Annotated in this window: 19 protein-coding genes; 16 read left to right on the top strand and 3 right to left on the bottom strand. The window is 66.8% G+C overall.

Going from position 1 to position 25,528, the window contains the following annotated elements:
• Positions 1 to 23 precede the first annotated feature (23 nt).
• From AC07NN_RS18400 to AC07NN_RS18340, 13 genes are all read left to right on the top strand, one after another.
• A complete protein-coding gene (locus AC07NN_RS18400) occupies positions 24 to 1,082 on the top strand; it encodes a beta-keto acid cleavage family enzyme (protein ID WP_494644217.1) in 1,059 nt (352 codons plus the stop codon).
• Between the two features lie 69 nt (positions 1,083 to 1,151).
• Complete coding sequence (locus tag AC07NN_RS18395) at positions 1,152 to 2,426, top strand: MFS transporter (RefSeq protein WP_494644215.1); 1,275 nt, start codon at positions 1,152 to 1,154, stop codon at positions 2,424 to 2,426.
• The gene (locus AC07NN_RS18390) at positions 2,423 to 3,436 is read left to right on the top strand and encodes a YeiH family protein (RefSeq protein WP_494644211.1); all 1,014 of its coding nucleotides are present in this window, start codon (positions 2,423 to 2,425) and stop codon (positions 3,434 to 3,436) included. The genes AC07NN_RS18395 and AC07NN_RS18390 overlap by 4 nt, the downstream gene beginning before the upstream one ends.
• A 5-nt stretch (positions 3,437 to 3,441) precedes the next feature.
• Positions 3,442 to 4,020, top strand: a complete 579-nt coding sequence (locus tag AC07NN_RS18385) for an RBBP9/YdeN family alpha/beta hydrolase (protein ID WP_494644207.1) — start codon at positions 3,442 to 3,444, stop codon at positions 4,018 to 4,020.
• A 356-nt stretch (positions 4,021 to 4,376) separates the two neighbouring features.
• On the top strand, positions 4,377 to 6,266 hold the full coding sequence (locus AC07NN_RS18380) for an ulvan lysase-like protein (protein ID WP_494644205.1): 1,890 nt from the start codon (positions 4,377 to 4,379) through the stop codon (positions 6,264 to 6,266).
• A 258-nt stretch (positions 6,267 to 6,524) separates the two neighbouring features.
• The gene (locus AC07NN_RS18375; protein WP_494644203.1) at positions 6,525 to 6,827 is read left to right on the top strand and encodes a c-type cytochrome; all 303 of its coding nucleotides are present in this window, start codon (positions 6,525 to 6,527) and stop codon (positions 6,825 to 6,827) included.
• A 127-nt stretch (positions 6,828 to 6,954) separates the two neighbouring features.
• Complete coding sequence (locus tag AC07NN_RS18370; RefSeq protein ID WP_494644201.1) at positions 6,955 to 7,848, top strand: LysR family transcriptional regulator; 894 nt, start codon at positions 6,955 to 6,957, stop codon at positions 7,846 to 7,848.
• 250 nt (positions 7,849 to 8,098) lie between these two features.
• Complete coding sequence (locus tag AC07NN_RS18365; RefSeq protein WP_494644198.1) at positions 8,099 to 8,821, top strand: ribonuclease activity regulator RraA; 723 nt, start codon at positions 8,099 to 8,101, stop codon at positions 8,819 to 8,821.
• Between the two features lie 48 nt (positions 8,822 to 8,869).
• Positions 8,870 to 11,716: a TonB-dependent receptor plug domain-containing protein gene (locus AC07NN_RS18360; protein WP_494644196.1), complete on the top strand. Its 2,847-nt coding sequence runs from the start codon at positions 8,870 to 8,872 to the stop codon at positions 11,714 to 11,716.
• Between the two features lie 82 nt (positions 11,717 to 11,798).
• A complete protein-coding gene (locus AC07NN_RS18355; RefSeq protein ID WP_494644194.1) occupies positions 11,799 to 13,094 on the top strand; it encodes a mandelate racemase/muconate lactonizing enzyme family protein in 1,296 nt (431 codons plus the stop codon).
• Positions 13,095 to 13,098: 4 nt separating this feature from the next.
• On the top strand, positions 13,099 to 14,337 hold the full coding sequence (locus tag AC07NN_RS18350) for an MFS transporter (protein WP_494644186.1): 1,239 nt from the start codon (positions 13,099 to 13,101) through the stop codon (positions 14,335 to 14,337).
• Between the two features lie 2 nt (positions 14,338 to 14,339).
• Complete coding sequence (locus AC07NN_RS18345; RefSeq protein WP_494644184.1) at positions 14,340 to 15,449, top strand: lactonase family protein; 1,110 nt, start codon at positions 14,340 to 14,342, stop codon at positions 15,447 to 15,449.
• A 23-nt stretch (positions 15,450 to 15,472) separates the two neighbouring features.
• Positions 15,473 to 17,302, top strand: a complete 1,830-nt coding sequence (locus tag AC07NN_RS18340) for a pyrroloquinoline quinone-dependent dehydrogenase (RefSeq protein ID WP_494644181.1) — start codon at positions 15,473 to 15,475, stop codon at positions 17,300 to 17,302.
• Positions 17,303 to 17,348: 46 nt separating this feature from the next.
• Here AC07NN_RS18340 and AC07NN_RS18335 read toward each other — a convergent pair whose 3' ends face one another.
• The 3 genes from AC07NN_RS18335 to AC07NN_RS18325 are packed head-to-tail and all read right to left on the bottom strand — an operon-like array spanning position 17,349 to position 19,947.
• Positions 17,349 to 17,576 (bottom strand): hypothetical protein, encoded by a 228-nt coding sequence (locus tag AC07NN_RS18335; protein WP_494644178.1) that lies wholly within the window; start codon positions 17,574 to 17,576, stop codon positions 17,349 to 17,351.
• A complete protein-coding gene (locus tag AC07NN_RS18330) occupies positions 17,573 to 18,712 on the bottom strand; it encodes a glycosyltransferase (RefSeq protein WP_494644175.1) in 1,140 nt (379 codons plus the stop codon). The genes AC07NN_RS18335 and AC07NN_RS18330 overlap by 4 nt, the downstream gene beginning before the upstream one ends.
• The gene (locus tag AC07NN_RS18325; protein WP_494644171.1) at positions 18,709 to 19,947 is read right to left on the bottom strand and encodes a glycosyltransferase family 87 protein; all 1,239 of its coding nucleotides are present in this window, start codon (positions 19,945 to 19,947) and stop codon (positions 18,709 to 18,711) included. The genes AC07NN_RS18330 and AC07NN_RS18325 overlap by 4 nt, the downstream gene beginning before the upstream one ends.
• Before the next feature lie 289 nt (positions 19,948 to 20,236).
• Here AC07NN_RS18325 and AC07NN_RS18320 point away from each other — a divergent pair, with 289 nt between their 5' ends.
• Genes AC07NN_RS18320 through AC07NN_RS18310 form a run of 3 tightly spaced genes read left to right on the top strand, consistent with a single transcriptional unit; the run spans position 20,237 to position 25,410 of the window.
• A complete protein-coding gene (locus AC07NN_RS18320; RefSeq protein ID WP_494644169.1) occupies positions 20,237 to 23,173 on the top strand; it encodes a TonB-dependent receptor in 2,937 nt (978 codons plus the stop codon).
• A gap of 57 nt (positions 23,174 to 23,230) precedes the next feature.
• Positions 23,231 to 24,322 carry a pectinesterase family protein gene (locus tag AC07NN_RS18315; RefSeq protein WP_494644167.1) on the top strand — a complete coding sequence of 364 codons (1,092 nt, stop codon included), beginning with the start codon at positions 23,231 to 23,233 and terminating at the stop codon, positions 24,320 to 24,322.
• Positions 24,319 to 25,410 (top strand): sialidase family protein, encoded by a 1,092-nt coding sequence (locus AC07NN_RS18310; RefSeq protein ID WP_494644165.1) that lies wholly within the window; start codon positions 24,319 to 24,321, stop codon positions 25,408 to 25,410. Before AC07NN_RS18315 ends, AC07NN_RS18310 begins: the two co-directional genes overlap by 4 nt.
• Positions 25,411 to 25,528: the final 118 nt, after the last annotated feature.

The following is a 25,528-nucleotide window of genomic DNA, read 5'->3' as shown; positions in this document are numbered from 1 at the left end:
ATCCAGATCGAGAAAGAAGAACCATGCAGTTCCTCGACGACTCCCTGCTTCCCGAGAACCAGGACAAGCTGGTCATCACGGCTGCCCCCTACGGCCCCGAATGGGCGCCGGCAGACTTCCCGGAAGACATTCCGATCACCATGGATGAGCACGTCCAGAAGGCGGTCGACTGCTACAACGCCGGCGCCACGGTGCTGCACATGCATGTTCGCGAACTGGACGGGAAGGGCTCCAAGCGCCTGTCCAAGTTCAACGAGCTTCTGGGTCTGCTGAAGCAGGCGGTGCCGGACATGATCCTGCAGGTCGGCGGCTCGATCTCGTTCTCTCCGGAAGGCGAGGGGGAGGAGGCCAAGTGGTTGTCCGACGACACCCGGCACATGCTGGCCGAGCTGAAGCCCAGCCCCGAGCAGGTCACCGTCGCGGTCAATACGACCCAGATGAACATCATGGATCTGATGTCGGACAAAGAATACTCGCGCACCAGCCTCGCGGATCCGGCGACCTATCACGCCTATCGCGAGATGGTCGTGCCGGCGGGCCCCGAATGGGTCGAGGAGCACCTGCGCCGCCTGCAGGCCAACGGCGTGCAGCCGCACTTCCAGCTGACCAAGATGTCGGACCTGGAGACCCTGGAGCGCCTGGTCCGCCGGGGTCACTATAGCGGCCCGCTGAATCTGACCTGGGTGGGCATCGGCGGGGGCTTCGACGGGCCCAACCCCAACAACTTCATGGAGTTCATCCGCCGCGCGCCGGACGGCTCGACGGTGACCCTGGAGTCGGTGATGCGCAACGTGCTGCCGATCAACACCATCGCCATCGCCTTGGGCATGCACGTCCGCTGCGGGATCGAGGACACCCTCTACGGCCACGACGGCGAGTTCATGTCGTCGGTCGCCCAGGTCGAGCAGTTGGTGCGTATCTCTCGCGAGCTGGGCCGCGAGATCGCCAACGGCCAGGAAGCTCGGGAAATCTACAAGATCGGGACCCAGTACCAGGGCGTCGACGAGACCCTCGCGCGCCTGGGCATGGCCCCCAACCGTCAGCCCAACCAGCGCGGCATCCCTCTGCGCGTGGCCGGCTGAACCGTCGCGACCGGTGCGCTTGCAACCTCCGCGCCGGTCGCGACCCCCAGTTCCTCGACGGAGGTCGTCATGACCACGATCACGGACTTCGCTGTTCCCGAACGGTCCGGGCAGGCGAGGCCCTATGCCTGGCTGGTGTTTGCCCTGACCTTCGGTCTGTTGGTCTCGGACTATATGTCCCGGCAGGTGCTGAGCGCGGTCTTCCCGCTGCTGAAGGTCGAGTGGGCGCTGAGCGACGGCCAGCTGGGCGGACTGAGCAGCATCGTAGCCCTGATGGTCGGCCTGCTGACCCTGCCGCTATCGGCCCTGGCCGATCGCTTCGGGCGTTCGCGCAGCCTGATGGTCATGGCGTTGCTGTGGAGCCTCGCCACCGCCGCCTGCGCCGTCGCCCATGATTACTCGCAGATGTTCTGGGCCCGGTTCGCGGTCGGCGTGGGCGAGGCGGCCTATGGCAGCGTCGGCGTCGCCGTGGTGGTCAGCGTGTTCCCCAGGTCCATGCGCGCGTCGCTCACCGGCGCCTTCATGGCAGGCGGCCTGTTCGGCTCCACGCTGGGCGTCAGCGTGGGCGGCGCGATCGCCCAGACCTTCGGCTGGCGTCCAGCCTTCGGCGCCATGGCCCTGGTGGGCATCCTTTTGGCGGCGGCCTACGCGCTCTGCGTGACCGACAAGCGCCTGCACGGAGCTTCGACGGTCGCGGCCGAAATCCCCGCGGCGAACGGTGTCCGGACCGATTGGAGTAGCCTGGGCGGTACGCGATCCGTCGTCGCCGCCTATCTGGGCAGCGGCCTGCAGCTGTTCATCTGCGCCGCCATCCCGGCTTGGGCGCCGAGCTTCCTCAACCGCTACTACGGCGTCGCGCCGGGGCAAGCGGCGGTGTTCGCCGCTGGCTTCATCCTGCTGGGCGGGGTCGGCATGCTGCTGGGCGGGGTCGTGAACGATCTGCTGGTCCGGGGCGCACCGCACCGGACGGCGACCGTCGCCGGGGCGATCTGCGCGCTGAGCGGCGCCTTGCTGGTCGCGGCGTTCCAATTGTCGCCCGGACCCACGCAACTGATCCTGATGGGGGCGGGACTGTTCGTCGGCGCGGCCATTCCAGGCCCGGCGGGCGCCATGGTCGCCAACCTGACGGCCGCTCGCGTCCACGGTTCGGCCTTCGCCTTGCTGACCCTGGCCAACAACTTCCTGGGCTTGGCGCCGGGCGCGTTCGTCACCGGGCTGTTGGCCGACCGGCTGGGCGGACTTCAGGCGGCCTTCCAGGTCGTTCCTCTGACTTGCGTCCTGGCTGCGGCCTGCTTCTTCTCGGTTTCGCGGCGGTACGCCTTGGACCTGGCGGCGCGGGCATGATGGCGCTGGATATCGACGATGGCTTTCGGCGAGCGAGAGGGCTGGGCCGGGGGCTTCTGGCCTGCGCGGTGGTCGCGGCGGCGGCCAGCTTCCTGGCCGATCACTACAAGGCCCCGGTCATGCTGCTGGCGCTTCTGCTGGGCATGGCCATGCACTTCCTGTCCGAGGACGAGGGTTGCAAGCCGGGCGTGATCTTCGCCTCCCGGACGGTCCTGCGCCTGGGCGTGGCCTTGCTGGGCGCGCGCATCACCCTGGGGCAGATCGTGGCGCTGGGCTGGCAACCTCTGGCGATCGTGCTGCTGGCCATGACCTTGACCATCGGAGTCTCGATCCTGGTCGCCAGGATCGTGGGCTTCAATCCTCTGTTCGGCCTGCTTACCGGCGGCGCCACGGCGATCTGCGGCGCCTCGGCGGCGCTGGCGCTGTCGGCCGCCCTGCCGGCCCATCCGCGCAAGGAGCAGGCGACGCTGTTCACGGTGGTGGGGGTGTCGCTGCTGTCGACGACGGCGATGATCCTCTATCCGCTGATCGCCACCACCCTCCATCTGGATCCCAAGGCCGCCGGCGTCTTCATCGGCGGCACGATCCACGACGTCGCCCAGGTCGTCGGCGCGGGCTACAGCCTCTCGCCCGAGATCGGCGACACCGCCACGGTCGTGAAGCTGGCCCGTGTGGCCATGCTGGCGCCGATCATCCTGATCGTGACCCTGTTCACTCGAGACAAGGCGGCCGAGCCTGGTGGCGCCCGTCCGCCGCTGTTGCCGTGGTTCGCGGTCGGGTTCCTGGCGATCGCGCTCGTTAACAGCCTGGGCTGGATGTCACGCGGCGTCGCGGACCTCGGGGCCGAGGCCTCCCGGTGGTGCCTGATCCTGGCCATCGCCGCACTGGGCCTGAAGACCAATCTGCGCGAGCTGCTGGCGGTTGGACCCCGTCCGATCCTGCTGATCGCTGGCGAGACCGTGTTCCTCGCCGCCTTCGTCCTGCTGTCCCTGCATTTCGCGCCAAGGTGAAGCCATTGATCGACGCCCCGACGATCCTGTTCGTGCCCGGACTTCGTGGTCACGTATCGGAGCACTGGCAAACCCTGATGGCGACCAAGATCCCGCAGTCGGCGACCGTGCCGCCGCTGGAGGTCGACGGTCTGAGCCGCGCGGCTCGGGTGGTGGCGCTCGACGAGGCGCTGTCCGCGCTCATGGGCCCTGTGGTTCTAGTCGCCCATAGCGCCGGCGTGCTGATCGCCGCGCACTGGGCCGCCACCTGTTTCCGCACCGACGCGCAATGGACGATCAAGGCCGCCTTGCTCGCCACGCCCGCCGACCTGGAGCGCCCGCTTCCGGACGGTTATCCGAGCCTAGAGGCGTTGGATGCGAATGGCTGGCTGCCCGTTCCCCGTGCTCCGCTTCCGTTCCCGAGCATGCTGGCCGTCAGCGACGACGATCCACTGGCGGCGAAGGATCGCGCCGAGGCTCTGGGCGCGGCCTGGGGAAGCCAGATCGTGCAGCTCGGCGCCGTCGGGCATCTCAACCCCGCCGCGGGCTATGGCGAATGGATCGACGGAGAGGGCTTGGTCGGCAAGCTATGCGCAGGCGCGTAGAGCGTTGAAGCCGTGCGCGGCAGCGCTGCTTTCTCGGCGTTTGTGTGGTCAGGCCGATTGTTGCGCACTTCTGCGCCGATCAAGCCTGTGCCGGGATGGGAAGAGGATGTGGCTTGACCAAATTGCGCCGTGGTCGTTCACCGGTGGTGATGCTTTGGCGCATTTTTCGTTGAGTGTTAGAGGTATTGCGCCGGGTTCCGCGCTTGGTGGCCTGACGGCGCCATCCACTCTTGGTCATGTGATTTTTGAAAATTGGTCTGGCCAAATTGCCGGAAGCGCGTCATGAACGGTGCAGAACCTTAGCGCGAGCCTAAGGCCGGCGCGGATCGGCCGCCTCGCATCCATGGGAGGGCGCCGTGTCGAGCGGCTCGCACGCAGATCTGGCGCGCCGGCAGGTGCTTGGCCTGGGCGTCGCCGCGACGGCGGCCCTCGCCTCGGGCAGTTCCGGGGCTCCGATCTCCGGCGGTGATCCGTACGGCGCGCTCCTCAAAACATGGTGCGACGGGCTGCTGGAGCGGCAGGTTCGCGCGGTTCGGGGCAAGGAGAGCGACGGCGGCTTCCTTTGCCCGGGATGCGGCATGATCCACGGGCGTAGCCCTGACGCTGTCTATCCGCTCCTGCGTATGGCCCGCACGAGCGGCAGCGATCGGTACGTGCAGGCGGCCAAATCGGTCTATGCCTGGGGCGAGCGGAACGTCAGCCGGCCGGACGGTAGCTGGGTCAACGACGTTTTCCTCAATGACTGGAAGGGCATCACGGTCTTTCGCGTCATCGCGCTGGCCGAAGCCCTGATCCATCACGGCGACCTGCTGGACTCGGCGACACGGATGGCTTGGCGCGCCCGGCTGGCGCAAGCCTGCGCCTTCATCGACGGCTTCATCACGATGGACGTCGGCAACATCAACTACCCGGTCACCAGCGCCTATGCCTTCTCCCTGGCGGCCGAGGTGCTGGATCGGCCAGCCTACGACGCTCGGGCCAGGACGCTAGCGCACGCCGCGCTGGACTATTTCACCCCGAACGGGCTGCTGTTCGGCGAGGGGCGTCCCCAGCGCGGGCGTACGGCCAAGGGGCGGTTCCCGATCGATCTCGGCTACAATGTCGAGGAGTCCTTGCCGGCCTTGGCCATGTACGCCGTGCGGACCAAGGATCAGGCCGTAAGCGACCAGGTCGTGACCAGCCTTCGCGCCCACATGGAGTTCATGCTTCCCGACGGCGGCTGGGACAACAGCTGGGGAACGCGGAACTTCAAGTGGACCTGGTGGGGAAGTCGAACCAGCGATGGCTGCCATGCGGCCTACCGCCTGCTGGCCGATCAGGATCCGCGCTTCGCTGAGGTCTCGCTCCGCAACCTGGCCCTGATGAGCGCCTGCACGCACGATGGCTTGCTCCATGGCGGCCCGGACTATCGCGCGCATGGCTACCGGCCTTGCATCCACCACACCTTCAGCCACGCTACGGCCTTGGCGTCGGTCATCGACCTGGGAGCCTCGAAGCCGGTGGCGCGGACCGACCTGCCGCGCGACGCTGCCTACGGCCTTAGGAGTTTCCCGGAGATCGGTGCGCACCTGGGTGCGGTTGGGCCATGGCGGGCGACCTTCACCGACTATGACTTCGACTATCTGTCGCCCGCTGGCGGCGGTCATGCGTCTGGCGGAGCATTGTCCCTGCTGTACCACCAGGCCCTGGGGCCGGTGCTGGCCGCCAGCATGACGCGCTACAAGGCCGTCGAGATCAGTAACCAGCAGGCCCCGATCGACGCCACGCACCAGCCGCTGACCCCGCGCGTCGAACTGGTCCAGGGCAAGGACGTCTTCACCAGCCTGTCCGACCTTGCCGCCGAGATGACGGTCGAACAGGCGGCGAGCGGCGTCCGTGTCGTGGCGCGCGGTCGTTTGTGCACGCCGGAAGGGCGGCGGCCCCAGGGTGATCCGGCCTATGAGCTGAACTACACGCTGACAGCGGATGGGCTGGTCCTGGAGGCGCGGTGCGATGGCGCTTCGGAGGGCGCTCGACTGATCGTTCCAGTCATGGCGCGGGCAAGCGCAACGGTCTCTCAGATCGACGCGCGGACCGTCGTCTTTGCCAAGACCGGAGGGAGGATCGTGGTTCGTGGCCTGAGTGGAGCCGTGACGGTTCCGCGCGAGCGGTCCTTCAACCTCGTCCCGGGCCTTGAGGCCGCGGCCCTGTCGATGGCCTTCGAAACGAATGGCGTCGCGGGCTTGCGGATCGCTGCCGAGCCATGAGGCGGAGCGTGGCGTCGTGGGGCCTGGACGGCGGTCGCCCCGCGCGACAGTTCACGCATATTGATGCAGCCAGCGCATGGGATGATCATCGATATGAAATGGACATGGAGGTGGTTTTTTGTGCCCCTTGTCATTGTGGTTTTTGGAATGAAGTTCGCTCGGATCTGTTCCTCTCATTGACCTTCGACCGAGGTCGAGGCGAGGGGGACCCATCAGCGGCTTCTCGAGCGCGAGTGGCGTGTGATCATGCGAACGAAGATGGCCGCCAAGATCGGGTTGCGGGGGGTGATCATCCTGCTGGCGACCGCGGGCTGCATGATGGCCGCGGCGCCCGGGGCGGCCCCGGCGCCGGATGCCGTTTCAGTGGAGCCGGGCAAGGCGATCCTGATCCGCTCGTGCCAGAGCTGCCACGATCTGGGGATGATCGCCGAAGCCCAGCATACCGCCGCCGAATGGCCGGTCGTGGTGGCGAAGATGCGCGCCAACGGCGCCGTGCTGAACGACGCCGAAGCCAAGGAACTGCAGGCCTACCTGATCAGAGTGTACCCCAAGCGACCTTGATTGCGTTCCTGCGACCAGAAGGTTTTGCTCCCCCGAGCGCTTCTGGAAACTCAGGCGTCGGGCTCGCGTCCGGCGCCTTTTCTTTGTGTCCGCCGCAGCGATGCGGTCGCGCGAGGGGAGGGCGCTAGTGCTGGATTTCAGTCAGCTTGGCTGTTTCGTGGCGGCGGCCGAAGAGACCCACTTCGGCCGCGCGGCCGTGCGGCTGAACATGACCCAGCCCACGCTCAGCCGGCGTATCCAGGCCCTGGAGCATGCCCTGCGGGTCGAGCTGTTCGAGCGCGCCAATCGCACCGTCAAGCTGACGCCGGCCGGGCGCGTATTCCTGCCAGAGGCCAAGCGCATCCTTCAGCTCGCGGAGGCCGCGACGCACTGGACGCGGCGCGCCTGGCGGGGCGAGGCGGGTGTGATCCGGCTGGGCTTCGTGGCCTCCTCGGGCTTTGTCGACCTGCCGCTCATTCTGCAGCGGGCCAGCGAGCAGCTTCCCGACGTGAAGATCCTGCTCAAGGAGATGACCTCGACGGCGCAGCGCGACGCGGTGCTGGCCAACATGATCGATGTGGCTCTGCTCAGGCCCCCGATAGAGCCGGGAAAATTCAACGTCATGCAGGTCCGGAGCGAGGCCCTGGTGGCGGCGCTCCACGCGGACGATCCGCGCGCGGCGAAGGCTTGCCTGGAGCTTGGCGACTTCGATCGCAAGCCCTTCATCATGTACTCGCTGGAGGGGGCGGGCTACAGCCACGACCTGTTGGCGGCGATGTTCGAGCGGGCCGGGGTCGCGCCGATCATGGCCCATCATCTCGACCAGAACCATTCGATCCTGTCGCTGGTGTCGGCTGGTTTCGGAGCGGCGCTGGTTCCTGACAGCCTGACTCGGCTGCGCCTGGACAATGTCGTCTTCCGCCCGATCAGGACGGAGCCGGCGGCGCCGCTCGAGATGTATCTCCTGTGGCGGGAGCAGAACGACAATCCGGTCCAGCCGTCATTCCTGGCCATGTGTCGCGACCTGTTCGCGAGGGGTTAAATTATCTCACAATTCGGGTGGAGTGTGAAAATATGTCGCTCAATTGGAGTGGTGTATGGTTCTTCGCGCTTGGCTGCGTGTGTGGCGAAAACCGATGCAACAGGTGAATAGGTCGATGGTGTATTTGAAATAGACCGTCCCCGGATACTCCCCGATCTTCGCCCCAGATTTCGCCGGATCGACCTACGGTCGATGGCGGTGTGACAGGCGCTCACATGTCGAATGGGCGCGAGATTGGGGTGGGTTTGGCTTGACCAGTATCGATCAATCGACCCTCGACAAGTTCAAGGGCGTCAGCACGCCGACGCTGGCGACGGCTTTGTACAAGCGCGGCCTGCGCAACCAGGCGATCCAGGGCGTTCGCCCCCTGGGCGCGCTGAACCAGAGCATGGTCGGCCGCGCCTTCACGCTACGCTACATCCCTGCCCGCGAGGACCTCAATCCGATCAAGGTTTTCGAGGATCCACAGCATCCTCAGCGCGCGGCGATCGAGGCTTGTCCCTCGGGCAGCGTCTTGATCATGGACAGCCGCGGCGATCCGCGAGCCGCTTCGGCCGGCGGCATCCTGGTTCGACGCCTGATGATGCGCGGCGCGGCCGGGATCGTCACCGACGGCGGCTTTCGCGACAGCGCCGAGATCGCCGAGATGGCGATGCCGGCCTTTCATCAGCGGCCCTCGGCGCCGACCAATCTCACTCTGCACCAGGCGATCGACATCAATGCGCCGATCGGCTGCGGCGGCGCTCCGGTGTTTCCCGGCGACGTAATCGTCGGTGACGCCGACGGCGTCATCGTGGTGCCGGCCGAAATCGCGGCGGACCTCGCCGACGAAGCTCTGTCCATGACCCTCTACGAGGATTTCGTAGTCGACATGGTCAAGACGGGACAGACCATCATTGGTCTCTACCCAATGACTAACCAAGAAAATCAAAAGAAATTCGATAACTGGCGAAAGGCCAGGTCACCTCAATAACGAGCAGGAGGGGGTCCTAGCTCTATAATAAAAGGGGAGTGACAAAGAATGCGTACTCAAAAGAACTTCACCGCGCATCGCGCGGCATTGCTGCTTGGCGTCTCGGTGGCCGTTCTCGGAGCCTATGGTCAGGCATCCGCTCAAGACGCCGCCAAGGCTGACGAATCCCAGGTCGTCGAGGCCGTCACGGTCACGGGGTCGCGCATCACCGCGATCGCCACCAACGCGCCGACGCCGATCACGGTCGTCTCGACCGAGCAGATCCAGCAGACCTCGCCCGGCGCCCTGCCGGACGGCCTGAACAAGCTGCCGATCTTCCAGGGTTCGGCGATCCCGACCCGCTCGGGCGACGGCGCCGGCAACCAGGCCCAGAACGTGCTGGCCCTGCGCGGCTTCGGCACCCAGCGCACCCTGGTGTTGATGGACGGTCACCGGCTGACCCCATCCAACGCCAACGGTACGGTCGATGTCGACTCTATCCCGCAGATGCTGATCTCGCGGGTTGACGTGGTCACGGGCGGCGCCTCGGCGGTCTACGGCTCGGACGCGGTCACCGGGGTCGTCAACTTCATCATCGACAAGAAGTTCACCGGCCTGAAGATCGAGGCCAACGCCGGCATCTCCACCTATGGCGACGGCGAGAGCTACAAGTTCGGCATCGCCGGCGGCGCGAACGTGATGGAGGGCCGGGGCCACTTCCTGGGCTCGTACCAGCGCCGTGAAACCGACGATGTCTCCAACTTCGACCGCGCCTACGGCCGGGGCGTCTACACCCTGACCGGCAGCGGCACGGTCGCCGCGCCCTTCACCACCTCGATGAACGTCCGCCGGGGCGATAGCGCGTTCGGCGGCAAGATCACCGCCTGCACCAATTCCTGTTCGGTGCTGAACCAGCAGTTCGTCTCGAACGGGATCATTGGTCCGTTCCTGCCCGGCGTGACGACCGGCACCGGCAACCAGAACGTCGGCGGCGACGGCGCCTATGCCCGCTACACCACCGCCCTGGTGGCCATGCGCCAGGACGAACTGTTCGGCCGCTTCGACTTCGAACTGGTCCCGAACATCAACTTCTACGCCCAGGCGTCCTATGCGAAGGCGTTCAGCGGTGGCTGGCACTTCCCGGTCAAGCTGACCCCGGGCAACGGCCAGGCCAGCACCTTCTACAAGAACAATCCGTTCCTGACGCCGGCGGCCCGTCTGGCCCTGGGTGATAACGGCCTGTCGGACGCGACCAACACGTTCCAACTGGGCACCTACATCATCAGCACCGGTCCCAAGGGCCTGACCGGCACGCGCAACATCAACGCGTACACGAACTTCAACACCGGCCTGAACGGCATGCTCGGCCAGTTCCATTGGGACGTGACCTACACCCACGGCAAGAACGACCTGATGGTCGAGAGCCGCAACAACTCCAACTACCAGAAGCAGTTCGCGGCCTTGGACGCCGTGACCGTCGGCGGGGTCGTACAGTGCTACGCCGCCACCCAGGCCGTCACCGCCGCGGCCTACAAGGGCTGCGTGCCGCTGAACCCCTTCGGCCCGACGGCGATCACGCCCGACGCCTTTGATTGGTTCACCGACAACACCCACCAAAGCGTCGTCAACACCATGGACGACGTGGCTGGCAGCTTCACCGGCACGGCCTTCCAGAACTGGGCGGGTCCTGTGAACTTCGCCATCTCGGGCGAAGCGCGCTGGAACAAGTATCGGGTGTGGAGCGACGCCAGCCCGACGGCTACCGTCGACTGCACCGGCTTGCGGATCTGCAACCCCGCCCTGGCGCTGTGGGCCCAGCCGGTCTCGGCCAATGTCACGGCCAAGAACAACGTCTGGGAAGTCGCCGGCGAACTGGCCATCCCGCTGCTGAAGGACCTGCCGCTGGTCAGCAGCCTGGATGCCAACCTGGCTGGTCGTTACACCGACTACAGCACCTCGGGCAGCGTCCAGACCTGGAAGGCCGGCCTCGACTATCGCGTCAACAACACCCTGCGGTTCCGGGCGACCACGTCGCGCGACATTAGGGCGCCGACGCTGAACGACCTGTTCCAACCGGTGCAGGCCTCGGTCAGCGGCTTCGTCGACCTGCACACCAGCACCAGCAGCACGGTGTTCATCTCGACCAAGGGCAATCCTAGCCTTGTTCCGGAAGTCGCCCGCACCTACACGGTCGGCGCGGTGTTCACGCCCAGCTTCCTCCCGGGCTTCAACGCCTCGGTCGACTGGTACAAGATCAGCATGGACAACGCGATCGGCGCGATCGCGGCCGGGAACAACACCATCCAGCGCCTGTGCGAGGACTCGGGCGGCAGCTCGCAATACTGCACCCTGTTCGAGCGTCCGCTGCCGTTCAGTGACCACACGCCGGCTAACTTCCCGACCAAGGTCTACAACCAGAGCCTCAACACGGCCTTCACCGAGATCAAGGGCTGGGACGTCGAGGCCAACTATCGATTCCAGGCCCTCGGCGGCGCGTGGACGGCGCGCGTGTTCGGCAACTACCAGCCGACCAACGTCTCCCAGGCCTTCCCGGGTGCGCCGCTGACCACGGTCTCGGCCCCGCAGGCCCGTGTCACGGCCATGCTGCGCTACGAGCATGAGAACCTCAGCATCGGCGTGCAGGACCGCTGGCTGGGCGGCTTCAGCAAGATCACCTCGCCCAACCAGGTGTGGGTCGATCCGGACGTCCGCCCGTTCAACTCGGCCGACATCAACGTCGAGTACAAGCTTGGCAAGGACGCCAACACGACCGCCTACGTCACGATCCAGAACGTGGCCAACGCCAAGCCCGAGATCGTGCCGCTGGCCGGTTCGATCGGCCTGACGTTCCCGGTCCCTGGCGGCCAGGACATCATGGGCCGCTACTACACAGTCGGCGTTCGCGCCCGCTTCTAACGACGCCCACGGCGGCCGCTCGTGCTTCACGCGCGGGCGGCCGTTCGCGTGGAGCGAACATCCGGTCAGTGAGGAGCGTTTCATGCCCGACAAGCGCCAGCCCTGGTCGCGTCGCAACCTGTTGCGGTTGGCCGCGACCGCCGGAGTCGCCAGCCTCGCCGCCCCGGCCTTGGCCGCCGTACACGCTCGCCATGTCATCAGCGACGTGCGGACCATGACCGTGCAGGGGCCTGGCCGGACCTATGTCTATGTCCGGGTCGACACCCGCGACGGCGCCTTCGGGATCGCCGAGGCCTATGGCACGCCGGGTATCGGCGTGGCCGAACAGATCGAGGCGATCAAGCCCGCCTTGATCGGCAAGGATCCGCTGGAGATCGACAAGCTCTACACCTTCATGGGCGACGGGGCTTCGGGCCTGTTCGGCTCGCGAACGGACGGCTCGGCCCACCAGTTGATGCGGGCGGCCAGCGGCATCGAGATGGCGCTGTGGGACTTGGCCGGCAAGCTGCTCGACACCCCGACCTCCGTGCTCCTGGGCGGGCGTTTCCGCGACCGGGTGCGTGTCTACGATCATTCGCGGCCCCTTGATGCGCTCGACAAGGCGTCCTGCCGCGAGTGGGCCGCCAAGGTCGCCGCCCATCCCAGCGGCTTCACGGCCCACAAGATCGACATTCCCCGCACCCTGGCGCTCGGCGAGACGGGGAGGGGCTTGCCCGACGCGACCAAGGATCCCGGCAACCGTCGCCTGACCACCCAGGAACTGCGCCAGATCGGCCAGGCCTTCGAGAACATGCGCGAGGCCATCGGCTGGGATCACGACCTGATGGTCCACTGCCACTGGGAGCTGGATCTGCCTTCGTCCCTGCAACTGGCCGAGGTGGTAGCGCCCATCAAGCCGCTGTGGCTCGAAGACCCACTGGGCGTCGATTACAGCGACTCCTGGAAGACCCTGGCCGCACGCTCGCCCGTGCCGATCCTGACCGGCGAGAATCTGGCGCGGCGCGAGGGCTTCCTGCCGTTCCTGGCCAACCAGGGCTGCCAGCTGGTCAATCCGGACCTGCGCAACAGCGGCGGCTTCCTGGAGACCAAGCGCATCGCCGATCTGGCGTCGCTCTATGGCGTCCCGCTGACCACCCATAACACCGCCAGCCAGTTGCACACCTGGCAGAGCTGCCAGTGGGCCGCTTCGATCCGCGACTTCGTCATGTGCGAGACCGTGACCGGGGAGGGCGGCTGGATGGACCAGGTCCTCAAGCTGGACGGGCCCTATATCGACAAGGGTTACATCAAGGTCAGCGACAAGCCGGGGACCGGCGTCGAGCTCAATCGTGAGATCGTCGAGGCGCATCTGGCGCCCGGCCAGAAGTGGTGGGGCTGAGCCGATGGACGCTGGCGCGAAACCCTGCTCCGCGACAGGCCGCTGGGCCGTCGTCGTGCTCTTGGCCCTGGCGGCGGTGTTCGCCTATATCGACCGGGTCAACCTGTCGGTCGCCCTGATCGACCCGCACTTCAAGGCCTTCTTCCAGCTCAGCAACACCGACCGGGGCCTGACCAACTCAGCTTTCTTCTGGTCGTACGCGGCGCTGCAGATCCCGGCGGGCTGGCTCGTCGATCGCTTTGGCTCCAAGCGGCCGATGGCGATCGGGTTCCTGGTCTGGAGCCTGCTGACCGCCGCCACGGCCCTGACCACCGGCTTCTCGGCGCTGTTCGCCGTTCGGCTGCTGCTGGGTGTCGGCGAGGCCGTCATGCACCCGGCCAGCATGCGCTGGATCCGCTTCAATTTCGAAGAGCGCAGCCGGGGCCTGGCCATCGGCCTCTTCATGTCCGGCTCCAAGTTCGGGCCGGCAATCGGCGCGGTCGCAGCCGCCTGGCTGATCGAGCACCATGGCTGGCGCGCGATGTTCGTGATCATGGGCGTCGCGGCGCTGGTCTGGCTGATCCCGTGGCTGCTGTTCGTGAAACCCGACGTGGGCGCGGTCCAGACGGCGGACGCCAGCGAACCGGCCGTTCCGATGGGCCGGCTACTGAAGAGCCCGGTGCTGTGGGGCACGGTCATCGGGACCTTCTGCTACATGTATTTCGTCTATTTCTGCCTGACTTGGATGCCGGCCTATTTCAACGAGGCCCGCCATCTGTCGCTGGCGTCGAGTAGCCTCTTCACCACCTTCGGCTTCGCCGGCATGGCCACGGTCTCGATCCTGGGCGGTTGGGCGGCGGACCTGCTGATCCGGCGCGGCCACGGGGCGGTGAAGGTGCGCAAGGCCTTCACCATCGCGGGCTTCCTGTTGGCCACGATGGTGCTGATCGGGGCGCACGCGACCTCGCTGAATGTCGCCCTGTTCTTCTCGGTGCTGTCGCTGAGCGGCCTGGGTCTCGCCACCGCCAACTACTGGGCCCTGACCCAAACCCTCATCCCCGGCTCGTCGATCGGGCGGATCGTCGGCATCCAGAACTTCGCCGCTAGCGCCGCCGGTATCGTCGCGCCGATCCTCACCGGCTGGCTGGTGGATACGACCAAGAGCTTCGACGCCCCGATCAAGGCCATTGTCGTGTTCATCGCGCTCGGCGTCGGGGCCTACCTCGTCCTGGTCCGAGAAAAGTATGCGGTGCGTGAGGCGTGATGATGCGTGAGCTGCTCAAGACCTTCGGCTTCGTGGCCGCTCTGCTGGCCGCCAATCTCTTCGCCGACGCGACCGCCAAGCCGGTGCTGCTCTATGCCGGAAGCTATACCGACGGGGCATCGAAGGGCATTTACGCCTTCCGCTTCGATGACCGCACCGGCGCTCTGACGCCGATGGGCCTGGCCGTCGAAACGCCGCATCCAGCGCACCTTTGGATCGCCCCGAATGGCAAGACCCTCTACGCCGTCAACTGGCAGACCCCTGGCGGTGTCAGCGCCTTTCGCATCGCGCCCGACACCGGCGCGCTTACCTTGCTGAACCGCGTGGCCGCTCAGGGCGACAAGCCCAACCAGGTCGTGCTGGACCCGACAGGCCGCATCGCCGCCACGGTCAACTACACCACCGGTAATCTGGTCGCCTATCGCGTGCTGGCCGATGGCCGGCTGTCCGAGGCGATCTATGTCGATCAGCACACGGCCCAGGCCGGCTCGCCCCACGCCCACGGCATCGTCTTCACGCAGGACGGCCGCCACATGTTCGTCGCCGAGCTGGGGCTGGATCGCGTCTACAGCTACGAGCTCGATTCCGCGAAGGGGACGATCGTTCCGGCCGCCACACCGTTCGTTAGCGTCCACGCCGGCGCCGGTCCGCGCCGCCTGCAGCTGTCGCCCGACGGTCGCCACCTCTACGTCAATCACGAGACCGACGCCGAGGTCAGCGTGTTCGAGGTCAGCGGTTCAGCGCTGAAGGAAATCCAAACCGCTCCGACCCTGCCGTCCGGCGTCACGGTCGCCAACAAGACCGCCGAGATCGTCATCGATCCCGCCGGCCGCCACCTCTATGTCGGCAATCGGGGCCACGACACGATCGCCGTGTTCGACATCGGCCACGACGGGCGCCTGACCCTGGTCGCCAATGTCCCGGCAGGCGGCAGGACGCCTCGCAACCTGCGCTTCGACCCGAGCGGCCGCTTCCTGCTGTCGGCCAACGAGGGCGACGGCAGCATCACCGTGTTCAAGGTTGACGCCAAGACCGGCGGCCTGACTCTGACGCCCGCGTCCGCAAAGCTCGACACGCCCGGTGGTCTCTACTTCTTGGCGCCGAAGCAATGAGGGGCCTGATCCTTGCGTTCGCCTTGAGCGCCACTGCGGTCCAGGCGGCCGAGCCCGTGAAGGATTGGCCGACCTGGGGACACGACGTCGGCGGGGCCCGGTACTCGCCTCTGGCCCAGATCACGCCCCAGAACGTGGCCAACCTGAAGCTGGCCTGGACCTACCACATGGACCCCGCGCCGAACGCTTCGGGCGAGGGCTTCAAACCGTTCTCGACCACCACGCCGCTGGTTGCCGATGGCCGCATGTACGTCGGTACGCCCTATCACCGCGTCGTCGCCCTGGACCCGATCACCGGCAAGGCGCTTTGGGCGCACGAACTGGCCGACCGCGACCAGCCCGCTCTGCGCGGCGTCGCCTATTGGCCGGGCGACAAGAGCCACGGCCCGCGCATCCTGGTCTCGACGCTACGGGGAAGGATCGTGGCGCTGGACGCCCGTACCGGTCGGCTCGTCCCAGGCTTTGGAACGGCCGGCATGGTCGACACCAAGACGCCCGAGATCATGAACGGCATGCCGGCCGGCTTCTACAGCTACTCGGCCCCGCCGATCATCTTCGAGAACCTGGCGATCCTCGGCTCCAAGCTGCAGGAGTTCCCTGGCAAGGGCCCGGCCGGCGACGCGCGGGCGTGGGACGTCGTCACGGGCAAGCTGGTCTGGACCTTCCACTCCGTCCCCCGCGCGGGCGAGAAATTCCAGGACACCTGGGAGGGCGACAGCTGGAAGCAGCGCTCGGGCGTCAACATGTGGAACATGCCGACGATCGACGCCGAGCGCGGCATCGCCTACCTGCTGTTCAGCGCTCCCAGCTCCGACCGCTACGGCGGCGATCACAAGGGCAGCAACCTGTTTGGCAATGCCCTGGTCGCCGTCAATGTCCGCACCGGCAAGTACCTCTGGCACTTCCAGACCGTGCACCACGACATCTGGGACTACGACCTGGCCACGCCGCCAACCCTGCTGACGGTGGTCAAGGACGGCAAGCCGATCCCGGCCGTCGTGGCCATGAACAAGACCGCGCTGCTGTTCATCCTGAACCGCGAGACCGGCGAGCCGATCTATCCGGTCGAGGAACGCCCTGTGCCGCCCTCGTCGGTGGCCGCCGAGAAGGCCTGGCCGACCCAGCCGTTCCCGACCAAGCCGGGGATCATCACCCGCATGGCCTTCTCGATGGCGGACCTGGCCGACGTCACGCCCGAACACACCGCCGCCTGCAAGGCCCTGATCGAGCGGGACGGCGCGGTCGGCAGCGTGATGTTCGAACCTTTGAGAGCCGACAAGCCGATCATCCGCTTCCCAGGTTCAGCAGGCGGACCGGAGTGGGGCGGTGGGGCCTTTGACCCGACGCTGGGGCTCTACATCTTCAACAGCAACCAGCTCGGCAATATCGAGAAGCTGGTCAAGACCGACACCGACGAGATGAGCGTCATGTCCAGGCGCTTCCTCGACCGCGAGACCAGGACGCCTTGCCAGAAGCCGCCGTGGGGCGAGCTGATCGCGGTGAACGTCAATACCGGCGAGGTCGCCTGGCGCTCGATCCTGGGCGTTACCGATGTCTTCCCGAAGGACAGGCAGGCGACTGGTCGCCCCGGCAATGCCGGTCCCATCCTTACGGCCGGCGGATTGATCTTCGTCGGCGGCACGGACGATCACCGGTTCCGAGCCTTTGAGACCCGGACCGGCCGTGAGCTCTGGACCCAGGTGCTGGATTACTCGGCTCACGCCAACCCTATCACCTACGAGGGCGCGGACGGTCGCCAGTATGTGGCTGTCGTCGCTACCGGAGGGTCGTATCTCTCCAGCCCTAGCGGCGGCGATAGCCTGCTGGTCTACGCGCTGCCATCGTCGAAGTGACCCGCGACCGCTCCAGGTCGCGGGCGCGGGCCGCTCGGGCTCCGGCCTAGCGGCGCTTGAGCCACAGCAGCAGAAAGACGCCCACGGCCGCGCAGGTGATCAGCGCCAATGGCAGGATCGGCGCGCCCACGAGCACGGCGACGATGCCGATCGTCGGGCCGACGATGGCCGAGACGATGGCGCCGGCCATCGCGCTGTCCGCCTTCGGTGACACGTCGCTGGAGGGAGCCAGGACCTTTGCGGCGACCGTGGCGATATCGACCGATTTCGTCACAGCGGTTCTCCCAGATCCGAAGTCGGGACCGGCGTCTTGGCTTGCTCCCGGCGGACCCGCGTTTTGCCCCAGGCCAGGTTCGAAGCGCCGGCGTAGTTCCACACGGCCGCCACGGCCGCGCCGCACAGACCCGCAAGGGCGGGGACGGCTCCAAGGCCATGAAGGGCCAGGCCGACCAGCTCGTTGACGACCGCGCCGCCCGAGCAGGCGGCGTAGAACGACAGAAGGCCGCCCCAGAACGCCAGTCCCGTGAGCCGCCGGTCACGGAACGTCAGAAGGTTGTTGAGCAGGAAGTTGCTGGTCATCGCCGCGATCACGGCCAGCAGGGCGGCGGCCCAATAGGCCATGCCCAGAGCCATGCTCGCGCTTAGCAGGCCGACATTGACGACAACCCCGGTCGCGCCGACCGCGCCGAACAGCACGAACCGCGCGGGAAGGACGCCGCCCGTGAGCTTTTCTGCCAGTTGGGCGACCAGATCGGCCAGGACCCGAAAGTCCAGCTTGGAGTCGCCACCGAGCCGGGTGCGCAAGGATGTGGGAACCTCGCAGACCCGGGGCCTGCGCGGCCCGGAAAGCGCCAGGTCCAGCAGGACCTTGTAGCCCATCGGATTCATCTTCGGGCGCGCCGCCTCCCACCACTCGCGGCGGAAGAGGAAGAAGCCGGACATCGGATCGGTGGTCGCCACACCGGTGACGCCCTTGGCCAGCAGGGTGCCCGAGACGCTGAGCGCCTGGCGATATCCCTTCAGGCCGGTATGGGCGCCGGGCGCATAGCGGCTGGCGACGGCGATGTCGGCTTGCCGCGCCTCCAGTTGGGCCAGCAGGCGCGGGATGAGCGTCGCATCGTGCTGTCCGTCGCCGTCCATCAGGCCCAACACCTGGCCGCGTGCGATCCCCCAGCCTTCGGCCGCGGCGCTGGCCAGCCCACGAGCGCCGTTGCGACGCAGTAGGCGCACCTTGACCGACTTCGGCGCGAAGGCGCGCACTACCGTGGCGGTCGCCTCACCGGCGGAGTCGTCGATGACGATGATCTCGGCCGAAACCTCGGCGAGGCGTTCGTCGAGCTCCTGGAGTACGGGGCCGATGGCCTCCGCCTCGTCGAGCACGCAGACCACGAGGGAAAGCAGGGGAGTCATGACAGCTCCGGAACAGGGGTAAGCGAGGTACAGCGCGCGGTGCGGCGCTCGGCGGCGGCGCGCTGATGGATGCAGGCCAGCAGGCTCAGGACGGCGAGGGGCGCTATCGGAAGGTGCAGCAGTATGGCGAGCGGCCTGGACGCCAGCGGCAGCACGAAGCCGACGAGCAGGGCGCTCTTCTCCCAAGGCAGGAAGCCGTCGCGACGGGCCTGGCTGTAGAGCCAGGCCAGGGGAATGCTGAGAAGGGTGAGGTCGTAGTCCAGCAGGAACGGCGTGGTCAGCAGCGTGGCGCAGATCAGCGCGGCGCCGTAGGCCAGTCCGTTCGACAGCTGGCGTACGCGCCAGAGACCCATCAAGCCCATCAGAGCGCTCAGGGCCTGAGCGACCCAGGCCAGGTTCAGCGGGGCGTTCCATAGGCGTGCGGCGGCGAAGGCGCTCTGCATCTTGGCGTAGCCGACGAGATCGCTTTCCAGGGCCTGGCGGGCGAGGGCGGAGCTTTCCAGGAACCCGGACCAGGCCGGAGCGCCAAGGATGAGGAACGAGATCGCGCAGAGGCCGCCGACGGTGATCGCCGCCGCCAGGATCGCGCGCCAGTTGCGGGTCAACAGCAGGAAGAGCGGCGTCAGCACCGCCAAGTGCGGCTTGATGATGAGAGCGCCGATCAAGATACCGGCGAGCCAGGGACGCGAACCGCTCAGCAGTACGCCGCCACCCAGCAGTGCGGCGGTCAGGAAGCCGTTCTGGCCGTGGCCGATGTTCAGCAGCGCGACGGGGAAGGCGAGGATCAGAAGCCAGTCGCGGGGCGCCGCGAACCAGGCCCGCGTCATCGCCGCCCAGGCCAGGCCCGTGACCAGGAGCCAGATGACCAGCGACGGCCCGTAGGGGATCAGCGCCAGGGGCACGCAGGTCAGCAGATAGGGCGGGGGATAGAAGAAGGCGGCGTAAACGACGCCGGGTCCGAAGGCCTCGATCTGGGCGGCGTGGTGCGCCGCCGGATCCCACGCTTGAGCCGGGTGTCCCGTCAGCGCCAGGTGCGAGGCCGTCCAGAAGCTGGCGAAATCCGTGCCGACTGGCCGCCCGGCCATGTCGAGGCCGTTCCGGCTGGTAGCGAGATAGGCCACGAAGGTCACGGCCAGCATCGCCGTCAGGATGATCAGATAGGCTCGAGCGCGACGCGGCGAGAGCCACTCCGCATCGCGGATCGATGCCCAAGCCTGAACTGTACGCTGAACCATGATGCTTCCAGAGGTTGCGTTCTGGGAGGAAACACCAAATGGGTTAATTGCTACTTTAGGGACTCGGTTATCGAGGTAAGCAACTTACGGCAGAGTTTCGCCTTGACGTCTGGGGAGTGAACTGCTTGCGGCGATCAGGAGCTCGCGAGGGCGTCGCGGGCGCGGCCGTGGTACCGAAACCATTTGCAAAATTTGCGAACGTCCCGAACTATCAGCCTCGGATGATACCGGTGTCATAAGAACGCTGGATCCAGGAGGAAATGAGATGTTGCAGTCAGATCGATCCAGGTTGCGCGCGCGTCTCGTCGCGGGCAGCGGCGCTTTCGCCCTCATGCTCGCCGCCGGCGCGGCGGCGGCGCAGAGCAGTGGGGCAGGGGCTTCGGCCCCCTCCGACGACACCGTCGAGGCGGTCGTCGTCACGGGCTTCCGGAGCAGTCTCGCCCAGGCGCTGAACGTCAAGCGGTCCTCGGCCGCGGCGGTCGACGCCATCTACGCCGAGGACATGGCCAAGTTCCCGGATCTCAATCTCTCGGAATCGATCCAGCGCATCCCGGGCGTCGCCATCGCCCGTGACGCCGGCGAAGGCCGCCAGATCTCGGTGCGCGGTCTGGGGCCCCAGTTCACCCGCGTGCGCATCAACGGCATGGAGGCCCTGACGACTTCGGGCGGCACGGACGCCTCGGGCGGCACCAACCGCAGCCGCTCGTTCGACTTCAACGTCTTCGCCTCGGACCTCTTCAACCGCATCACGGTGCAAAAGACCGCCTCGGCCGAGACGGAGGAAGGTTCGCTGGGCGCGACCGTCGACCTGAACACCGCCCATCCGTTCGACAAGCGAGGCTTCAACTTCGCCGTCTCGGGCAAAATGGGCTACAACGACCAGGCCGAGAAAGCCTCGCCGCGCGTGGCCGCCCTGATCTCCAATACCTGGCGCGACGACACCATCGGGGCGCTGTTCTCGGTGGCCTTCTCCAAGCGTGATCTGCTGGACGAGGGCACGAGCACCGTGCGCTGGCAGACCGGCACGGCCGCCTCGCCGGGCTTCCGGAGCGTGAAGGGCGTGACCTGCGCGACCAACGCCGCCGCCTGCGCCGAAGCCAACGGCGCGGTCCACCCGCGTATCCCGCGCTTCGACTGGTACCACACGACCCAGGACCGCCTGGGCATGACCGGTTCGCTGCAATGGGCGCCGGACGACAAGACCCAGGTCTCGTTCGACGTGCTCTATGCCGACTTCAAGGGCGAGCGGAACGAGGACTTCCTCGAAACCTTCACGCCGCAGACCGCCGGCGCCTGCACGGCGACCTCGCCGGTCACCTGCGGCATCAACCAGGTCGACGTGATCGACTACACAGTGGTCTCGCCGCGCTCGAACTTCCCGGTGATGACCAAGGGGACGTTCAACAACATCGACCTGAAGACCGAGCAGCGTCACGACGAGTTGGAGACCGAGTTCCGCCAGTTCACCCTGACAGGCGAGCATCAGCTGACCGACAAGCTGAAAGTCCGCGGCGTGCTGGGTTTCTCGAAATCGACCTTCGCCAACCCGGTGCAGAACACGGTCCAGTGGGACCAGTACAACGTCCAGGGCTACAGCTGGGACTACAGCGCCGGCGATACCTATCCGGTGATCAAGTACGGCACGGGCGACACGGTGAACGCCGACGCCTGGACCTTGGCCGAGATCCGCATGGTCCAGGGCTATGTCGACAACAGCTACAAGACCGCCCAGTTCGACCTGGCCTACGACTTCAGCGACAACTTCAAGCTCAAGGGCGGCCTGAACTACAAGGCCTACACCACCGACAGCGCGGCCTATTCGCGGACCAACGGCACCTCGGCCAACATCAACCCGATCAGCTCGACCGAGCTGCGTAACGTGGCGCGGTCCAGCTATGCCGAGACCATCGACTTCTCGAGCCTGAAGCTGCCGGCCGGCAACGTGTCGTCATGGGTCACGCCGGACCTGCAGAAGGCTCTGGCCGCCCTGCACATGAACGACGCCAGCTATGGCAAGACGGTCACCTCGACGCCGGGCACGGTCTGGATCAGCCCATTCGGCAACGAGTGCTTCACCGCCGGCTGCGGTATCTACCACCTGGGCAAGGAGGCCAGCCTGGGCAGCAACTATACGATCGATGAGTGGGACACGACGGGCTATCTGCAAGGCAACTTTAACTTCGACGCCTTCGGCATGCCGGTGCGCGGCGACCTCGGCGTCCGCTATGTGAAGACCCGCCAGAAGGCCCTCGGCTATGGCGTCGTTCCCTCGACGGTCAGCGGCGTCAACTACCAGACCATCTCGGCGACCATGGCCACGCGCAGCTATGACGACGTACTGCCGGCGTTGAACCTGGTGGTCGAGCCGCGCGAGGACCTGCTGTTCCGTCTCGGCGCGGCCAAGGTCATGTCGCGTCCGAACCTGGGCTCGCTGACGCCGGGCGTGAACATCGGCACCGGCAGCAACAAGACCGTCACCTCGGGCAATCCGTTCCTGGATCCGTTCCGCGCCAAGACGGTCGACGCCGCCATCGAATGGTACTTCCAGCCCCAGGCCCTGCTGTCCTTCGCCTACTTCTACAAGGACATCTCGACCTTCGTGCAGAGCTACACCTCGCCGCTGTCGACGTTCGACCAGAACCCGTTCGGCCTGCCCGACAGCGCCGCCATCGCGGCCTGCGGCACCACGCCGGGCTGCGCGCCCAGCTTGCCGGTCTGGCAGTTCAGCACCTCGGTCAACACGCCCGGCGGTCCGCTGAAGGGCTTCGAGGTCAACTACCAGCAGCCCTTCACCTTCCTGCCGGCGCCGTTCGACAAGTTCGGCTTCCTGGGGAACTACACCCATGTGACGTCGAACATCACCTACCTGTCCTCGACGGGCGCGGTGGCGGCTGTTGGTCCGCTGACCAACCTGTCGAAGAACAGCTACAACGCCACGATCTACTTCGAGAACAAGAAGCTCAGCAGCCGCGTCTCGGCGGCCTATCGCAGCAAGTACCTGACCATGATCCCGGGCCGGAACGGTTCGGACGTGGAAGGCACCAAGGCGACGCTGAACTTCGACGCCTCGCTGACCTACACTTGGAACAAGCACCTGGCCTTCACGCTCGAGGCGGTGAACCTCACCAACGAGAAGCAGGACCAGTACTACGACAGCAGCCAGCTGGTGTCGTTCTACCACGAGACGGGCCGCGAGTTCTTCGCCGGCTTCCGCTACACCTTCTAAGTCAGGCGGCGGCGCGGTTCTTTAGGAACCGCGCCGTCTTCATTTTCGAGGACCGTCATGTCCATCGTCTTCGACCGTCGGGCGCTGCTGCTCGGCGCCTGCGGCTTGGCCTTTGCGTCCCAGGCGCGCGCCGCCCAACACTTCGACGCGGTGGTGTCGAGCAAGGCCTCGGATCCGCGCGGCAAGACCTATCCGAGCGTCGCCGCCGCCCTCGACGCCGCTCCGGCCGCGGGCGAGCGTCCGTTCCGGATCCTGGTCACCGCGGGGACCTGGCGCGAGAAGCTGGCCGTGGCCAAGCCGAACATCTGGCTGATCGGCGAAGGCCAGAAGGCGAGCGTCATCACCTTCGACGACTATGCCGGTCGACGGTCGAACGGCTCCAGCGAGATCGCCACCGTGGTCGTCTCCGCGCCGGGTTTCCGGGCCCAGCGACTGACGATCGCCAACGCCTTCGACTATCCGCACAACATGCCGGCCGACGTGCCCTACGACCGCACGGGCGCCAGCGGAGCCCAGGCGACCGCCTTGAAGCTGGCCGACGGTTCGGACCGCGCCTATTTCGAGGACGTGGCCCTGACCGGCTGGCAGGACACCCTGTTCACCGACGTCGGCCGCAGCCTCTTCCGGCGCTGCTACATCAGCGGCTGCGTGGACTTCATCTACGGTCGCGGCGTGGCCGTGTTCGATCACTGCGAGATCCGCTCGCGTACCCGTCCGGGCAAGGATTTCCACGGCTTCATCGCCGCGCCGGACACCGACCGGCGCCAGCCCTATGGCCTGGTCTTCCTCGACTGTCGCCTGACCAAGGACGCCGACATGCCGCGCCATACCATGGCGCTTGGGCGGCCCTGGCGGCACACCATGACCTTCCCGGACGGGCGCTACGGCAATCCCAACGCGGTCGGCCACACGGCCTTCGTCCGCTGCTGGATGGACGATCACATCGTCCCCGAGGCCTGGTACCCGATGCACTACAATCTGAGGGGCGGCCGGCGGGCGATGTACCAGCCGGAGGACGCTCGCCTGTTCGAGTCTGGCAGCCGAGGGCCCGGCGCAGGCAAACCCTCCGCGCGGCGGCGACAGCTGACGGCGAGTGAGGCGCGCGGCTACACCCTGTCCCGTCTGCTGTCGGGCTGGGCCCCGGCATGAGGTTCGGTCGCCGCCAGTTTTTCGCCGGCGCGGCCGCGCTTCCGACCCTGGCCGCCGGCGCCAAGGCCGCCGAGCGACCCGGCGCGATCCTGACGGTCGAGCCGACCTATGTGGACGCGCCATATCCCCAGTCGCACGCCTCGACGATCGTCGAGACGACGGCGGGCACGATCGCCGCGGCCTGGTTCGGCGGGACGCACGAGCGGCATCCCGACGTCGGCATCTGGTTCGCCCGTCGGGTCGATGGCCGTTGGCAGGCGGCGCGCGAGGTCGCCAACGGCGTCCAGTCCGACGGCCCCCGGCAGCCGACCTGGAACCCGGTGCTGTTCCAGCTTCCCGGTGGCGAGCTCTTCCTGTTTTACAAGGTCGGGCCCAGCCCGCAGGCCTGGTGGGGCATGGTCATCACGTCGGCCGACGACGGCCGGACCTGGAGCTCGCCACGACGCTTGCCGGACGGGATCCTCGGACCGATCAAGAACAAGCCGGTCGTGCTGACCGGCGGCGCCTGGCTGTCGCCCGTCAGCCTCGAGCGGGTCGAGGGCGTGTCCCAGGCCGACGGCGGCGGATGGAGCCTCTATTTCGAGCGCAGCGAGGACCAGGGACGCACCTGGACCAGGACTGCGCCTGTCGCCTCGCCGCTGAAGATCGACGCCATCCAGCCCAGCGTCCTGTTCCACCCGAACGGTGTGCTGCAGGCGGTGGCTCGCACGCGCCAGGGCGCTCTGGCCCAGACCTGGTCGCGGGACGAGGGCAAGACCTGGAGCCCGCTGGCGACCATCGACCTGCCCAATCCCAATTCCGGAACCGACGCCGTAACCCTGGCCGATGGCCGGCAGCTGATTGTCTACAACCACGCGGGTCACCGACCGGACACGCCGGGCAAGGGGCCGCGCTGGCCGCTGAACGTGGCGCTGTCGACCGACGGCGTCGCCTGGCGGACCGGAGTGACACTTGAGAGCGAGCCCGTCCCCGACGGCTACGCCTATCCGGCGGTGATCCAGGCTCGCGATGGCAAGGTCCACGTCACCTACACGGTCAATCGCCGGGGCATCCGCCATGTGGTTCTGGACCCGACGCGGCTGGCCTAGATGGCTTGTGATAAATTCCACAATATGAGAGATCATTCTATAAAATGAAATGACCTCGGGCGAGGCAAAGCCGCGTCCTCGGACGAAGGCGGGCGCGCCGAGGGGCATGGGGAGTAAG

The organism is Caulobacter sp. GW821-FHT09H08, assembly GCF_059415885.1.
Note: the sequence above shows the minus strand (reverse complement) of the source record. Positions and strands in the feature narration are given on the sequence as shown.

Excerpts from the sequence above, each read along its gene's own strand:
- AC07NN_RS18395 (WP_494644215.1), top strand. The coding sequence starts at position 1,152 with ATGACCACGATCACGGACTTCGCTGTTCCCGAACGGTCCGGGCAGGCG.
- AC07NN_RS18400 (WP_494644217.1), top strand. The coding sequence starts at position 24 with ATGCAGTTCCTCGACGACTCCCTGCTTCCCGAGAACCAGGACAAGCTG.
- AC07NN_RS18310 (WP_494644165.1), top strand. The coding sequence starts at position 24,319 with ATGAGGTTCGGTCGCCGCCAGTTTTTCGCCGGCGCGGCCGCGCTTCCG.
- AC07NN_RS18360 (WP_494644196.1), top strand. The coding sequence starts at position 8,870 with ATGCGTACTCAAAAGAACTTCACCGCGCATCGCGCGGCATTGCTGCTT.
- AC07NN_RS18345 (WP_494644184.1), top strand. The coding sequence starts at position 14,340 with ATGCGTGAGCTGCTCAAGACCTTCGGCTTCGTGGCCGCTCTGCTGGCC.
- AC07NN_RS18355 (WP_494644194.1), top strand. The coding sequence starts at position 11,799 with ATGCCCGACAAGCGCCAGCCCTGGTCGCGTCGCAACCTGTTGCGGTTG.
- AC07NN_RS18325 (WP_494644171.1), bottom strand. The coding sequence starts at position 19,947 with ATGGTTCAGCGTACAGTTCAGGCTTGGGCATCGATCCGCGATGCGGAG.
- AC07NN_RS18350 (WP_494644186.1), top strand. The coding sequence starts at position 13,099 with ATGGACGCTGGCGCGAAACCCTGCTCCGCGACAGGCCGCTGGGCCGTC.
- AC07NN_RS18330 (WP_494644175.1), bottom strand. The coding sequence starts at position 18,712 with ATGACTCCCCTGCTTTCCCTCGTGGTCTGCGTGCTCGACGAGGCGGAG.
- AC07NN_RS18315 (WP_494644167.1), top strand. The coding sequence starts at position 23,231 with ATGTCCATCGTCTTCGACCGTCGGGCGCTGCTGCTCGGCGCCTGCGGC.
- AC07NN_RS18390 (WP_494644211.1), top strand. The coding sequence starts at position 2,423 with ATGATGGCGCTGGATATCGACGATGGCTTTCGGCGAGCGAGAGGGCTG.
- AC07NN_RS18375 (WP_494644203.1), top strand. The coding sequence starts at position 6,525 with ATGGCCGCCAAGATCGGGTTGCGGGGGGTGATCATCCTGCTGGCGACC.